At 65.1% G+C, this 14512-nt stretch carries 12 protein-coding genes; 5 read left to right on the top strand and 7 right to left on the bottom strand.

The annotated features are described in order from the left end of the window. The first annotated feature begins 22 nt into the window (after positions 1-22). Entirely contained in the window at positions 23-1315 is a 1293-nt protein-coding gene (locus MUB52_RS14585; RefSeq protein WP_263844970.1) for an O-acetylhomoserine aminocarboxypropyltransferase/cysteine synthase family protein, read from the top strand. A 67-nt stretch (positions 1316-1382) separates the two neighbouring features. On the opposite strand, the gene MUB52_RS14580 is transcribed toward MUB52_RS14585, so the two are convergent. Beyond that, entirely contained in the window at positions 1383-2066 is a 684-nt protein-coding gene (locus MUB52_RS14580) for an SIMPL domain-containing protein (protein WP_263844969.1), read from the bottom strand. Between the two features lie 158 nt (positions 2067-2224). On the opposite strand from MUB52_RS14580, the gene MUB52_RS14575 reads away from it, so the two are divergent. Further along, positions 2225-4552 (top strand): hypothetical protein, encoded by a 2328-nt coding sequence (locus MUB52_RS14575; protein WP_263844968.1) that lies wholly within the window; start codon positions 2225-2227, stop codon positions 4550-4552. A 54-nt stretch (positions 4553-4606) separates the two neighbouring features. Here the strand turns inward: MUB52_RS14575 and hppD are convergent, their stop codons facing one another. Then, the gene (hppD, locus tag MUB52_RS14570) at positions 4607-5701 is read right to left on the bottom strand and encodes a 4-hydroxyphenylpyruvate dioxygenase (RefSeq protein ID WP_263844967.1); all 1095 of its coding nucleotides are present in this window, start codon (positions 5699-5701) and stop codon (positions 4607-4609) included. Between the two features lie 158 nt (positions 5702-5859). On the opposite strand from hppD, the gene MUB52_RS14565 reads away from it, so the two are divergent. Further along, the gene (locus tag MUB52_RS14565) at positions 5860-6315 is read left to right on the top strand and encodes an Lrp/AsnC family transcriptional regulator (RefSeq protein ID WP_263844966.1); all 456 of its coding nucleotides are present in this window, start codon (positions 5860-5862) and stop codon (positions 6313-6315) included. Positions 6316-6339: 24 nt separating this feature from the next. Continuing rightward, positions 6340-8214: a monovalent cation:proton antiporter-2 (CPA2) family protein gene (locus MUB52_RS14560; protein ID WP_263844965.1), complete on the top strand. Its 1875-nt coding sequence runs from the start codon at positions 6340-6342 to the stop codon at positions 8212-8214. On the opposite strand, the gene cobT is transcribed toward MUB52_RS14560, so the two are convergent. After that, positions 8215-9228, bottom strand: a complete 1014-nt coding sequence (gene cobT, locus MUB52_RS14555; protein WP_263844964.1) for a nicotinate-nucleotide--dimethylbenzimidazole phosphoribosyltransferase — start codon at positions 9226-9228, stop codon at positions 8215-8217. 81 nt (positions 9229-9309) lie between these two features. On the opposite strand from cobT, the gene MUB52_RS14550 reads away from it, so the two are divergent. After that, the gene (locus MUB52_RS14550) at positions 9310-10071 is read left to right on the top strand and encodes an adenosylcobinamide-GDP ribazoletransferase (protein ID WP_263844963.1); all 762 of its coding nucleotides are present in this window, start codon (positions 9310-9312) and stop codon (positions 10069-10071) included. Positions 10072-10122: 51 nt separating this feature from the next. Here MUB52_RS14550 and MUB52_RS14545 read toward each other — a convergent pair whose 3' ends face one another. From MUB52_RS14545 to MUB52_RS14530, 4 genes are all read right to left on the bottom strand, one after another. Beyond that, complete coding sequence (locus MUB52_RS14545; RefSeq protein ID WP_263844962.1) at positions 10123-10635, bottom strand: CarD family transcriptional regulator; 513 nt, start codon at positions 10633-10635, stop codon at positions 10123-10125. 283 nt (positions 10636-10918) lie between these two features. Further along, on the bottom strand, positions 10919-11257 hold the full coding sequence (fdxA, locus tag MUB52_RS14540; RefSeq protein WP_263844961.1) for a ferredoxin FdxA: 339 nt from the start codon (positions 11255-11257) through the stop codon (positions 10919-10921). 53 nt (positions 11258-11310) lie between these two features. Beyond that, a complete protein-coding gene (locus MUB52_RS14535; RefSeq protein ID WP_263844960.1) occupies positions 11311-11688 on the bottom strand; it encodes an RNA-binding S4 domain-containing protein in 378 nt (125 codons plus the stop codon). Beyond that, a complete protein-coding gene (locus MUB52_RS14530; RefSeq protein WP_263844959.1) occupies positions 11689-14502 on the bottom strand; it encodes a helicase-related protein in 2814 nt (937 codons plus the stop codon). Between the last annotated feature and the right edge of the window lie 10 nt (positions 14503-14512).

The following is a 14512-nucleotide window of genomic DNA, read 5'->3' as shown; positions in this document are numbered from 1 at the left end:
AGGTCCACCAGGAGGAACACCCATGACAGATGGCCCCGATTACGGCTTCGACACGCTGCAGATTCATGCAGGGGCCCGGCCCGACCCGGCCACGGGCGCGCGACAGACGCCGATCTACCAGACCACAGCCTACGTCTTTCGGGATGCAGATCATGCCGCCGCCCTCTTCAATCTGCAGGAAGTGGGCTTCATCTATTCGCGCCTGACCAACCCGACCGTCGCCGTCCTGCAGGAGCGGATTGCGACGCTCGAGGGCGGTGTGGGTGCGGCCTGCTGCTCGTCAGGGCACGCCGCGCAGATCATGGCGCTCTTCCCGCTGATGGGGCCCGGCAAGAACATCGTCGCCTCCACCCGGCTCTATGGCGGGACGGTCACGCAGTTCAGCCATACGATCAAGCGCTTCGGCTGGTCCTGCACCTTTGTCGACTTCGACGATCTGGATGCGGTAAAAGCGGCGATCGACGAGGACACGCGCGCCGTTTTCTGCGAGTCGATTGCGAACCCGGGCGGCTATATCACCGACCTCGATGCGATTGCGAAGATCTCGGATGCGGCGGGCCTCCCGCTGATCGTCGACAACACCTCGGCAACCCCCTACCTCTGCCGCCCCATCGAACATGGTGCGACTCTGGTCGTGCATTCGACCACCAAGTATCTGACGGGCAACGGCACCGTCACAGGCGGCTGTGTGGTGGATTCGGGCAAGTTCGATTGGTCGGCGAACGACAAGTTCCCCTCGCTCAGCCAGCCCGAGCCTGCCTATCACGGGCTGAAGTTCCACGAGACCTTCGGACCACTGGCCTTCACCTTCCACTCCATCGCCATCGGCCTGCGCGATCTGGGGCTGACCATGAACCCGCAGGCCGCCCATTACACGCTGATGGGCACGGAGACGCTGAGCCTGCGGATGCAGAAGCACGTGGAGAACGCGGAGACGGTCGCAGGCTGGCTCGAGAAGGACCCGCGGGTGGAGTATGTGACCTACGCCGGGCTGAAGTCCTCTCCCTATTTCGACCGGGTGAAGACAATCTGCCCGCGTGGGGCGGGCGGGCTTTTCACCTTCGCGATCAAGGGCGGCTACGAGGCCTGCGTGAAGTTCGTCAACGCGCTGGAGATCTTCAGCCATGTGGCCAACCTCGGCGATACGCGCAGCCTCGTGATCCACTCCGCCTCGACCACCCATCGCCAGCTGACAGCCGAGCAGCAGGAAGCGGCCGGGGCCGGGCCGGGGGTTGTGCGGATCTCCATCGGGATCGAGAATGCGCAGGATCTCATCGCCGATCTTGACCAGGCGCTCTCGAAAGCGACCAGCTGAGCGCCCCGGAACGTCCCAAACAAGGAAGGGCGCCGCACGGGCGCCCTTTTACGTCAGCGCGCCGGTGTTACTCGGCAATGGCAAAGACGATGTTCACCTGAGCGGAGGTCGAGACTTCGCCCTGCGCGATCGGCACATCCGCCGCCGCACGGGACAGCGCCATTTCCATCATCTGCGGCCGGGCGACACCCCCCTGTTCGCTGATGCTCTGGATCGGCCCAAGTGTCACACCGGCGGCAGCGGCAAGCTGCTCGGCGCGATCGACCGCATCGGCCACCGCGGCCGTGCGGGCGGCATCCTGCGCGGGTTTCGGCTCTTGCAGACCGAAGGAAAGCCCGTTGAAGGAATTCGCGCCATCACTGATCACCAGATCGAGCACCTGGCCCAGACCGTCGAGATCGCGCACGCGCACGATCAGAATATTGCTGGCCACGAAGCCGGTGATACGGCGCGTATTGGCGTCGTAGTCCGACCAGACCGGCTGCAGCGACAGCTGATCGGTCTGCATGTCGCGCGCCTCGATGCCCGCCTCTTCGAGACGGCTGAGAACCGCGGCGACACCCTCTGTCGTGGCCGCTATGGCATCCGTCGCCCGCTTGGCCTCATGCGTCACGCCGAGGCGCAGCGTCGCCATATCGGGCACCGTCTCCACGGACCCGATGCCGGTCACCGTGATGACGCGCTCGTCCTCCGCCAGGGCGACCCCGCTGGTGAAGATCACCATCAGCAGCGCCGTCAAAACATATCTCATCGTTATCCTCCTGATTGCATTGGCATCTGATACAGCGGGTCCAGGTTGCAGCACACGGTTAACGGCCCGTTCACTTTTCCTCGGCAAAGACCTGCTGTATGCTTCTCGCGCTTAGCAACGATCTGTGCAAGGTCCCTCATGACTGGTAAACGCACGACATGAAACCAAACTTCGCGCTGTCTCTGTCTGCCGAGAGTATTCGCCTTTTGCATCGCGTCACCGGCGGCTGGCGTATCGTCGGCGAGGTTTCGCCACAGGCGCAGGATCTGACGACGGAGCTGGCCGCCCTGCGCCGGACGGGAACGGCACTTGCACCCGATGGCCTGCGCTGCAAGGTGGTCATCCCGAACGAGCAGATCCGCTACCTGACAGTGGAGACGCCGGGGCTGGATCTGTCTGAAGCCCGCGATGCCGCACGTCAGGCGCTGAGCAAAGCGACCCCCTACCCGGTCGACGATCTCGCCTATGACGTGGTGCAGGTCGGCGAGACCACGCAGGTCGCCGCGGTCGCGCTAGAAACCTTGCGGGAGGCGGAACACTTCGCAACCACGCACCGCTTTCACCCGGTGAGCTTCGTCGCCTGCCCAGACGACAACCCGTTTGCGGCCGAGCCGTATTTCGGGCCGGCCCAGGCAGCCCGCGCCGTGCTGGAGCCCGGGCAGACGGTCGACCCGGATGCGGCCGCCATCGTCATCCTCGACGACATCGAAGAGGCCGCCGAGCCGGTGGCCGATGTGACCACGGACATCCCGGTGGTCGATGTCCCGGAGACCGCCTCGCCGGACCCAGTGGAACCCGAACTCCCGGCGTTCAGATCCGCCCGCGGCACCGTCGAGGCCGAGGATGTCCTGAGCGATGCGCTCGCCAGTTTGCGCTCGGAGGAGGCGACGCCGGCGGGCGTGACCGACCCCTCGCTGCCGCCGCGCGATGTCGATATCGTCAAGCCTTCGTTCGCGAGCCGCCGCACCTCAGCACCCCCTGTCTATGACACGGGCGCCGAGCAAGCAGCGACCGTCGGCGGCTTTGCCGAACCGGCGGAGCCTTTCGTTCCCAAACCGCGTGCACCGGCCAAGCCGCGCGCCGCCCGCCCGCCCGTGCCCGCAGCGCCGCCGGTGACCACCAAAGTCAGCAGCGAAGCCGAACGCATGACCGTTTTCGGCGCGCGCAACGCGGAACGCCCGCACCCGGCCACAGCCTGGCGGGTGCCGCTGGCCCTGACGGGGGTCCTGGTGCTTGCACTTGTCGCGATCGGCACATGGTCTGCGGGAAGCCTGCGGGACACGGTCGCTGGGTGGACCGGAGGGTCCGCCCCAGATGTGCCAGAACCCACGGCCATCGAAGTGGCGCCGCCGATTGATCCAACCGCCAGCACACCAGCACAGCGACAACCGGAGCTGGCATCGCTGCAGCCGGGGTTGAGCGATGAGGATGCGGCGGTTCTGGACGCACTGCGCACACCGCTGGCGGCGGACGAGGCGGCAGCACCTGCGCCCAATCTGGACGAGCTGCGCGCCAACTACGCGGTCACCGGCATCTGGCCGCTGGCGCCGACCGTGCCGTCACCGCCGCCCCTCGTCGATATCGAGGATCTCTATGTCACCAGTATCGACCCGATCGAGCCCGCCTTCGACGCGGTTGCGCTGCCAGATGTGGCCACCTTCGACCGGGATACCCTCTTTGATGCGCCGGTCTCGCCCGCCGCCGCCGGTACGACCTTCGCTCTGGACAGCCGCGGCCTCGTGGTGGCCAGTGCCGACGGCACGGTGAACCCGGATGGCATCCGCATCTTTGCGGGCGCGCCCCCCGCGCGCCCTGCCGCCTTCCCGAGCCGCAGCAGTGGCGAGAGGGTTGAATTGAGCCCGGTTCAAACGGAGCTGGCCGCCTTCCGCCCGCGCGCGCGCCCGGCCGATCTGGTCGAGAACACCGAGCGCGCGGTTCTGGACGGGCTGACCCGTGACGAGCTGGCCGAGTTGCGCCCGCCCGTCCGCCCGGTGCCCCCCGCAAGCGGCGCGCCCGCCGCCGGAGCCAGCCTCGTGCCGCTGGATGACGCAGAGCCGGAGACCATCGAGGCCAGCAACAGCCGCCTGGCGCTTGCCGCCTCGCTGCGCCCGGATGCACGGCCCAGCAACTTCAGCCAGATCGTGGCGCGCGCGCAGCAAACCGCAGCCTCGGCCGCAGCGGTCGGCACCGCAAGCATCGCGGCCCCCGCGCCCCGCGCGGCTGTGGCCCCGCAGATCCCCTCCAGCGCGTCCGTGGCCCGCGAGGCCACGCTGCGCAACGCGATCAACCTGCGCAAGGTCAACCTGATCGGCGTCTACGGCACGCCCTCGTCCCGGCGGGCCTTGGTGCGCCTCTCAAACGGGCGCTACAAGAAGGTGCAGGTCGGCGACCGGATCGACGGTGGCCGCGTCTCGGCCATTGGCGAGGGCGAGCTGCGCTACGAGAAGCGCGGCCGCAACATCGTTCTGAAGATGCCAAGAGGGTAGATCTCTCGGCGGCCACCGTCGTACCGGCAGGTTGGGCGGGCTTTCAGGCCGCCCCTACCCCGCCTTTAGTTCTCCGCTGTTGATCTGCTCCTGCTCGATGCTCTCGAACAGCGCCTTGAAGTTGCCCTCCCCGAAACCGTCATCGCCCTTGCGCTGGATGAACTCGAAGAAGATCGGACCGATCACCGTCTTGGAGAAGATCTGAAGCAGGATCTTGGTCTCACCGCCATCGACGACGCCTTCGCCGTCAATGAGGATGCCGTGTGTCTTCATGCGGTCAGTGGGCTCGTCATGGCCCACGACCCGTTCGTGGCTGAGTGCGTAGTAGGTATCGGGCGGTCCAGGCATGAAGGTCAGCCCGCGCGCGGCGATCTCGTCGGTGCTGTCGTAGATATTGCGCGCGCCGACTGCGATGTGCTGGATGCCCTCTCCCTTGTATTTCTTCAGATACGACACGATCTGGCCCGTCTCGCCCCGGTCCTCGTTGATCGGGATCCGGATCCGCCCGCATGGCGAGGTCAGCGCCCGGCTCAACAGCCCGGTGTACTTCCCCTCGATGTCGAAGAACCGGACCTCGCGGAAATTGAAGAGATCCCCGTAGAACTTGAACCAGGTGTCCATATTCCCCTTGTGCACGTTGTGCGTCAGGTGATCGAGGTAATAGAACCCCACACCGTCAGGCTTGGACTGCGCGATCCAGTCGTATTCCTCGTTGTAGGGGCTGGTGTCGTAGTACTGATCCACGAAGTAGAGCAGCGACCCGCCGATGCCGATGATCGCAGGCACATCCAGCACCTTGTCCGCGCCTTCGTAGGGCTCTGCCCCCTTGGCCACCGCCTGATCGAAGGCGTGCCGCGCATCGACCACACGCCACCCCATCGCGGGGGCACAGGGGCCATGTGCCTCGACGAACCGCGCCCCGAAACTGTCGGGCTCTGCATTCAGGATGTAGGTGATGTCGCCCTGCTGCCACAGCTCGATCATCTTGGTCTTGTGATTGGCCACATGGGCATAGCCCATACGCGCGAAAAGCACGCGCAGCTCCTCTGGCTCGGGGTGGGCAAACTCCACAAATTCGAACCCGTCCGTCCCGGCCGGGTTCTCTGGCGTGATGGTCGACTTCGGTGCGTCATGCGGGAAAGGACCCATTTTGGCCTCCAATATGCTGAGTGAGTCGCGTCTGTCGGGGTGCTTTTGCCTAAATTATGGCATGATGCGCGTTAATTCCGCGCAAATGGGGTCTCCATCATGGCGTCTGATGCGCGAACACCGCAAGATATGCACATTCAGATCAAAAAGGACGCATCGTGCTGGACGAGACCGACACCCGCCTGCTGCAAGCCCTGCAACGCGATGCGCATCTGACCGCGCAACAGTTGGGCGAGCTTCTCAATCTCTCGCCCAGCCAGGCCGGGCGCCGCCGGCAGCGGTTGGAGAGCGCGGGCTATATTCGGTCCTATGTAGCACGGCTCGACCCTGTCCGCCTGGGGCTGCAGGTTCAGGGGTTCGTGCAGGTTCACCTCAGCACGCACGGGCCGGAGCATTCCAAGAGCTTCGCGCGGCTGGTGAACACACGGCCCGAGATCACCAGCGCATGGACAATGACCGGCGATGCGGACTATCTGTTGAGGGTGTACTGCGCCGATCTACCCGCACTCAACGTTCTGATCCACGAGATACTGCTTCCGCACCCGGCGGTGGCCCGCGTCCAGAGCCAGATCGTCATGGATCAGCTGAAATCCGACGGGCCACTGCCCACATGACCTCGCCTAGGAGACCCGATCGCCATGGATAGCTTCCTGTTTCAGGCCTCGATCTATCTCGCGGCCGCGGTGATCGCCGTGCCCTTTGCCTCGCGGCTGGGGCTCGGCTCGGTTTTGGGCTATCTCGCGGCGGGCATCATCATTGGCCCGCTGCTCGGGCTGGTTGGCTCGGAAACCGAGGACCTGCAGCACTTTGCCGAGTTCGGCGTCGTGATGATGCTGTTCCTGATCGGGCTGGAGCTGGAACCGCGGGCTCTCTGGGACATGCGGCACAGGCTCGTTGGCCTTGGCGGGCTTCAGATCGTTCTGAGCGCATTGGCGCTGATGGCCATCGCCATGGCCTACAATCAGCCCTGGGGCGTGGCCCTTGCCATCGGACTTGCGCTGTCGCTCAGCTCGACGGCGATTGTGCTGCAAACCCTCTCGGAGAAAGGGCTGATGCAGACGAGCGGAGGGCGCTCGGTCTTCTCGGTGCTGCTGACCCAGGACATCGCGGTGATCCCGATCCTCGCCTTCCTGCCGCTGCTGGTCGCGACCGTTCCGGCCCAGATCGCAGGAGACGGCTCGATCCAGCGCGCCGGCGCAGACACCCACGACAAGGCACATCACAGCCTCTCGCTGGTCGAAGGCTTGCCCGGCTGGGGCGTCACGCTGGTCACGATTGCGGCCATCGCCGCGGTGATCCTTGCCGGCGTCTTCCTCACGCGCCCGGTCTTTCGCTACATCCACTCCGCGCGGTTGCGCGAGATGTATACCGCGCTCGCCCTGCTCATTGTCGTCGGCATTTCATTCCTGATGACCCTTGTGGGCCTCTCGCCTGCGCTTGGTGCCTTCCTTGCGGGTGTGGTGCTTGCCAGCTCCGAGTTCCGCCACGAGCTGGAAACCGACCTCGAGCCGTTCAAGGGGCTGCTGCTGGGCCTCTTCTTCATCACCGTCGGCGCAGGCATCAACTTCACCCTGCTCTTCGACAATGTGCTGAACATCATCGGCATGGCCCTGCTGGTGATCGTGCTGAAAGGGGTGATCCTCTATGGCCTGGGGCGCGCGTTCAAGCTGAAAGGCAAGGATCACTGGCTCTTTACACTCGCCTTGGCGCAGGCCGGGGAATTCGGCTTTGTGCTGGTCTCCTTCTCGGTGGTCCAAGGCGTCATCCCGCGCGGCGTCGCCGAAACCCTGCTGCTGGTCATCTCCATCTCGATGCTGATCACGCCACTGCTGTTCATCATCTATGACTACCTCTCCAAACGCGCGCCCGAGACCAAGGAACAGCACCCAGATGACGAGATCGACATCGAAGGGCCGGTGATCATCGCGGGCATTGGCCGCTTCGGGCAGATCGTGAACCGGCTGGTTCAGGCGAGCGGTTTCGATACCGTCGTGCTGGACCATGACATGGAAACCATCGCGGTGATGCGGCGGTTTGGCTTCAAGGGCTTCCTGGGCGATCCGACGCGGCCCGACATCTTGCGCGCCGCCGGGCTGCAAAACGCGCGCGTGCTGGTGGTTGCGCTGGACGATCCGGAGGCCGCGATCAAACTCGTCACCTATGCCCGCAAGCTGCGCCCCGATCTGCACATCGTGGCGCGGGCGCGCGACCGCACGCATGTCTACCGCCTCTATCAGGCCGGGGCTGATGATATCGTGCGCGAGATGTTCGACAGTTCGCTGCGCGCCGGGCGCTACGTGCTCGAAAACATCGGGCTGAGCGAGTTCGAGGCCGCGGAGGCCGAGCGGATCTTCTACCACCACGACCGCTACTCGGTGCAAGAGCTGGCGCAGCTCTGGGACCCGGAAGTCCCCGCAAGCCAGAACCCGGCCTACCTCGCTCGCGCCAAAGAGCTGCAGAAAGAGCTGGAAACGGCCATTCTCAGCCGGGAGTCGGAAGAAAAGCGCGCCTGATCAGGCGTCGGAGACGCCCGCCTCCGCAAAAGTGGCCATGCCGCTCAGGCAGGCCACTGCCCCTTTCAGCACGCCGATGGCCAGAGCTGCCCCCGACCCTTCGCCAAGCCGCAGGTCGAGTGACATGAGGGGGGTCTTGCCAAGCGCCGCGAGCATCGGGGCGTGGGCGTGCTCGGCGCTGACGTGGCTGGCTGCGCAGTGATCGAGCGCGCCCGCCTGCGTCTTCTCCAGCGTGAGTGCCGCCGCGGTGCAGATGAACCCATCGAGCAGTACGGGCAAGCGCAGGCTGCGCGCCCGCGCAATCGCTCCTGCCATGGCTGCCAGCTCGCGCCCGCCGAGGCGGCGCAGCATCTCAAGCCCATCGCCCTTTTGCGCATGCAGGGCGACGCCGTCGCGCACCACCCGCGTCTTGATCTCAAGGCCCGCATCGTCGACGCCGGTGCCGCGCCCGGTCCACTCCGCTGCGTCACCGCCCACCAGGGCTGCCGCCAGAGCCGCGGCGGAGGTCGTGTTGCCGATCCCCATCTCACCCACCACCAGCACATCCGCCTCCGGATCGACGGCCGCCCAGCCGGTGGAGAGCGCCGCGACAAGCTCTGCCTCGGTCATCGCGGGTGCCGTGGTGAAATCCGCCGTCGGATGGTCAAGGGACAGCGCATGCACATCGAGCGTCGCGCCGAAGGTCTTCGCCAGCTGGTTGATCGCTGCACCGCCGTGCTGGAAGTTCAGAACCATCTGCGCGGTCACCTCCGCCGGAAACGCCGAGACACCCTGGGCTGCGACACCGTGATTGCCGGCAAAGACGATGATCTGCGGGTGCGTGACAGCGGGCCGCTCGGTGCCGCGCCAGCCGGCATACCAGATCGCGAGCTCCTCAAGCCGCCCCAGCGCGCCCGGCGGCTTGGTCAGCTGACCGTTCCGTGCACGGGCTGCCGCGAGGGCCACGTCATCCGCCTCCGGCTGCGCGGCAAGGGCTGCCCGAAACCCGGCCATATCGGAAAAAGCTGCTGTCATCGGTGCCCCCGGTTGTAACCTTGCCCGCACCTGATTACCCAATGGACGGGCACCTACAAGTCAGGAACGACCGACCGCGCGATGAAAACCGACAGTTTCCCGTCCTGGTTCACCGACCTGCTCGTGGCCGCCACGCTGTTGAGCCGGATTCCTCTGCCGCAGCTGCCCGAAGCAGCCTTCGCGCGTGCGCCAAACGCCTGTTGGACCTACCCTATCGTCGGCGCGGTTTTGGGCGCGCTCGCCGCCTGTGCAGCGGGCCTGAGCCTCGCGCTCGGTCTGCCGGCCGTCTTCGCAGCCGGCGTGCTGCTCGCAGCGCTGATGCTGCTGACCGGCGCGATGCACGAGGACGGCCTCGGCGACACGGCTGACGGGTTCTGGGGCGGGGTCGATCATGCGCGGCGGCTGGACATCATGCGCGACAGCCACATCGGCAGCTTCGGTGTTCTCGCGCTGATCCTGATCACCGGTCTGCGGTGGAGCGCCTATGCCGCGCTGTTGCCGCTTGGGCTGTTGCAGGTGATCGCGGTGGCTGCGCTTTCACGCGCCGGGATGGCCTGCGTTATGGCAGCCCTGCCGCATTCAAGAGACGATGGGCTATCCAAAAGCGTCGGTCGGCCGGATGCGCCCACAGCGGTCCTTGGCCTCGGGATTGCCCTGCTGATCGGTGGTCTGTGCGTGGGGGGCGCCGCCATCGGTGGCCTGCTCGCGATGCTGGCCGGCACCGCTGTGGTCGGGATGCTCGCCCGGCGCAAGATCGGCGGTCAGACCGGCGATGTTCTGGGCGCAGCGCAGCAGATCAGCGAGGTCTGCACCCTGGGTGCCTTCGTAGTTCTGCTGGCGTGAAAAAACCGCGCCCTCACAGGCGCGGCCATCTCTGTGAAAATCGGCTGTTGGTCAGGCCGCGACGCGGCTTTCCAGTACGTCGCCCACCTGTTTTGCCGCGGCCAGCTCGTCGCCTCCGCCAACAGCAGCCACTTCGCGGGTCAGCCGTTCGAGGGCCGCTTCATAGAGCTGCCGCTCCGAATAGCTCTGCTCGCGCTGATCGTCCGTCCGGTGCAGGTCGCGCACGACCTCCGCAATCGCGATCAGATCGCCCGAGTTGATCTTCTGCTCATACTCCTGCGCGCGGCGCGACCACATGGCCCGCTTGACCTTCGCCTTGCCCTTGAGCGTCTTCATCGCATGCCCGATCACATCCGGAGAGCTCAACGCGCGCATCCCGATCTCCGTCGCCTTGTGCGTCGGCACCCGCAGGGTCATCTTGTCCTTCTCGAAGGAGATCACGAAGAGCTCGAGCGAGATGCCTGCGACTTCCTGCTCCTCGATCGACAGGATCTGGCCCACACCATGGGCGGGGTAGACGACAAACTCATTGGGACGGAAATCAAGTTTCTTCGATTTGGTCATTCAGTGTTCCTTACACCTGGGCGCGCACCTTGGGGGATTCGACAGTCAAAACCACACCAAGCGTCGCCGTTTCGGCCGCGCGTCCGAGTGTGACTGATCCGAATTTTCCGTGCCGGCGTCCTCTACCACGCGCGGCAATGTGCGGTCCCGTTACTACTTTATGATGGCAATATAACACAAAAACGGGTGCCAAAAAAGCGGACCCTGCGTCAGATTCGAAAAAACACCGTAAAACAGGCCGGTTAACAGCCAAAGCCCGGCCCGATCAGAGTCGAATCGGGGGTTATCCCCCCTCGCCAGGCGCCTCCGAGAAGTATTTTTCGAGCTTCCCGGTCTCACCATCACGTTCTTCGGCGCCCGGCAACGGGTCCTTCTTGGTGATGATGACCGGCCAGAGTTCGGAGTACTTGCGATTGAACTCGACCCATTTCTCCGTGTCGGGCTCGGTGTCCGGGCGGATCGCATCCGCCGGGCACTCCGGCTCGCAGACACCGCAGTCGATGCATTCGTCGGGGTGGATCACCAGCATGTTCTCGCCTTCATAGAAACAATCCACCGGGCAGACTTCGACGCAGTCGGTGTATTTGCAGGCAATGCAGCTGTCGTTCACGATGTAGGTCATCGGACCCTCATTTAACCCCTATCTCTTGCGGTTAGCTAAATGAGCCACGAGGATCATTCAAGAGATCGGGCCTTAGAAAGATCAAGGATGCGGCGATCGCGCTTGGTCGGGCGACCTTTTCCTTCAAAAGCAGGGTTTTCCGGTGTGGTTTTTCGAGATTTGGGCTGAGGCGGGGACAAATCCGTGTAGAGCGTCTGCGCTTCGGTGGCCGGTCCGCGCCGTGTTCCGACCGCCTCGATGCGTATCACTCGAATGTGATCGCCCTGGGCGAAGGTCAGAACATCCTGCGGTCCCACCATCTGGCTGCGCTTTTCGGTCCGCGCACCGTTGACCCGCACCTCCCCCGCCGTGACCCGCGTGGCCGCCAGCGAGCGGGTTTTGAAGAACCGCGCGTGCCAGAGCCATTTGTCGAGACGGAGTTTCTCAGCCAATCACTTCGTGTCCTTCAGCCCCATGAGAGCCGCCGCAAAGGGGTTGTCGGGGTCGATCTTTTTCTCGGATTTGGGCGGCCGGGCGGAGAATTTCTGCGCACCCGTGTCACCACGCGGACCACTGCGCTTGCCCTTGCCACCGGGTTTGCCCTTGCCTTTGGGCCGGTCGCCACCCGATTTGCGGCCCGCGCCATGGGCGCGCGGCGCTCGACCCCAGGTGAAAGTGTAAAAGACCTCCACCTCCGGGCCTGCTTCTTCTGCGTCGGGGGCTGCGCCTATCGCAGTCTCTTCGGCGGGTGTCTCAGGCACCCCGGCTTCGGCCTCCGGCGCATCAGATGTGGCGCCCGCAGCAGGGGCTGCGCCTTGCTCTGTCTGATCCACGACAGGCCCGTCATCGGCGGCTGCGGGCGCTTCCGCCACGACCGCATCAACAGGTTTCACCTTCTCGCGCTCGCCGCGCTCGGCCTTGTAGCCCAGGCCCTGCATGAGATCCGCGAACTGCTCGAGCGTCATGCCCGTGATCGAAAGCATGTCGGCACTGGCCTCGAAACCCGCCCGCGAATTCTCGCCGCGCAGCATATCGGCGAGCCGTTCCAGCATGTCGATGCGGATCGCCCGCGCGCCGGCGTTACGGTAGCCCGACATCGTATCGGCACCGGCGGGCGCGCCGGCATCGGCGGGGATGGTGACCAACCCCGGTGGCGGGGCTTCCGGGAAATCGCTGAGCCCCTTGGAGAGCGACCACAGAACAAGGCGCAGCCGCGTGGGCGCGGGTTTCAGCAGAAGCGGCATGAAGATCGTGAACTGACCAAACCGGATGCCGTGTTTGCGCAGAGCGCCCCGCGCCTCCTGATCCAGCGCCTTGACCTCGTCGGCCACGGCGGATCGGGGCAGAACACCAAACGCCTCGACCATCTGGAACGCAAAGCCGCGTGCCAGCCCCGTTAGCGTCTCGTCCCGGCTGAGGGTCATCAGCGGCTCGAACAGCGCCGCGATCTTGCGGTCAATGAAGTGCTGGAGACGCCGCTGCACCTTCTGCGCCACTTCTGGTCCCGCCACATCGTCGACAAAGACCTCGACCTGCGGCTTGAGCGCCTCGGGCCCGGCCACGAGCTTGCCGACCGCGTCCTTGCCCCACATCAGGCCGCCTTGCTCGGTGAAGTCGATCTCGGTGTCGGGTGCATTGTAGAAGCGGTCGGCCCGGAGGTGGAATTGCGGCGCAAGCGCCTGCAGGGCCGCGGACTTGATCGTCTTGGCCTCGGCGCCGCTGGCGCTCTTGTCCTGGCTGAAGCGGAATCCCTCCAGCCGTCCTACAAATTCCCCTTCGACGGTTACTTCGCCGGTCGTCGATACGTCTGCCACCATGGCTTCCTTCTGGCCGAGCCGGCGCAAAAGCACGGATGTGCGCCGGTCTACAAATCTCTGGGTCAAGCGCTCGTGCAGCGCGTCTGACAATCGGTCTTCTACAGAACGCGCTTCCTCTCGCCAATGGCTTTCGTCGCCGGTCCAGCCCTTGCGCTGCGCGACATACGTCCATGTGCGGATAAACGCCAACCTCTTCGATAACGCATCAATGTCGCCATCGGTTCGATCAATTCTTTGTATTTGTCGCGCCAGCCAATCGTCGGGAATTTGTCCGCGCTCATGCAGATGGGTGAAGATCACCTCCAGGAGACCCGCGTGTTCGGCATGGCTGATGCCGCGGAAATCGGGAATGCGGCAGACGTCCCAGAGCAGGCGGATCGAGGGCGCGTCGGTGCAGCGGGCCGTGACCTCAGCATCCTGCGCCAGCGCCTTCAACGCGCGCAGATCATCGGCCTCTCGCGCCTTGACCAGCATCTCGTGATCCGGGCTTGCCTCGAGCGTCGCGATCAGCCGGTCGATGGAGCCGAACTGCAGCGCGGGGTTGCGCCAGTTGAGTTTCTTCAGCGGGGTGAAGCGGTGCGACGTGATGGCTTCGGCGACACCCTCCTCGAGCGGAGCGGCATCGCCGGTCACGCCAAAGGTTCCGTTTTTCATCCCCCGCCCTGCACGACCCGCGATTTGTGCCAACTCGTTCGGCGCCAGCGGCCGCATCCGCCGCCCGTCGAACTTGGCAAGCGCCGAGAAAGCCACGTGATCCACATCGAGGTTGAGGCCCATGCCGATGGCATCGGTCGCAACCAGATAGTCCACATCGCCGGTCTGGTATATGTCGACCTGCGCGTTGCGCGTGCGCGGGCTCAATGCCCCCATGACCACCGCGGCGCCACCTTTCTGGCGGCGGATGAGCTCGGCGATCGCATATACATTTTCAACCGAAAAGCCCACGATAGCGCTGCGCGGCCTCATCCGGCTTATCTTTTTCGCACCAACGTAGGTCAGCTCGGACATGCGCTCGCGCTGGATGAACTGTGCCTGCGGCACGAGCTCCCGGATCGGCCCACGCATGGTGTCCGAGCCGAGAAAGAGCGTCTCGTGCAGCCCGCGCGCCCGCAGCAGACGGTCGGTGAAGACATGCCCGCGCTCAGGGTCCGCGCAGAGCTGGATTTCATCCACCGCAAGAAAATCACAGCCCATGCCCTCGGGCATCGCCTCCACCGTGCAGACCCAGTACTGCGTGCGTGGCGGCACGATCCGCTCCTCACCGGTGACGAGCGCCACCACCGAAGGCCCGCGCGCAGCCACGACGCGGTCATAGACTTCCCGCGCGAGCAGCCGCAGCGGCAGGCCCATTACCCCGGTCCGATGGCCCAGCATCCGCTCGATCGCATAGGTGGTCTTGCCTGTGTTGGTGGGGCCCAGAACGGCCACCACCCGCTTGTCACCTGTCACGGCGCTGTCC

Origin of the sequence: Roseobacter sinensis (genome assembly GCF_025755255.1) — a bacterium.
In the GTDB taxonomy this organism is placed as follows: Bacteria; Pseudomonadota; Alphaproteobacteria; order Rhodobacterales; family Rhodobacteraceae; genus Roseobacter; species Roseobacter sinensis.
The sequence above is the reverse complement of the archived record's forward strand: the minus strand, read 5'-3'. Positions and strand labels throughout refer to the sequence as shown.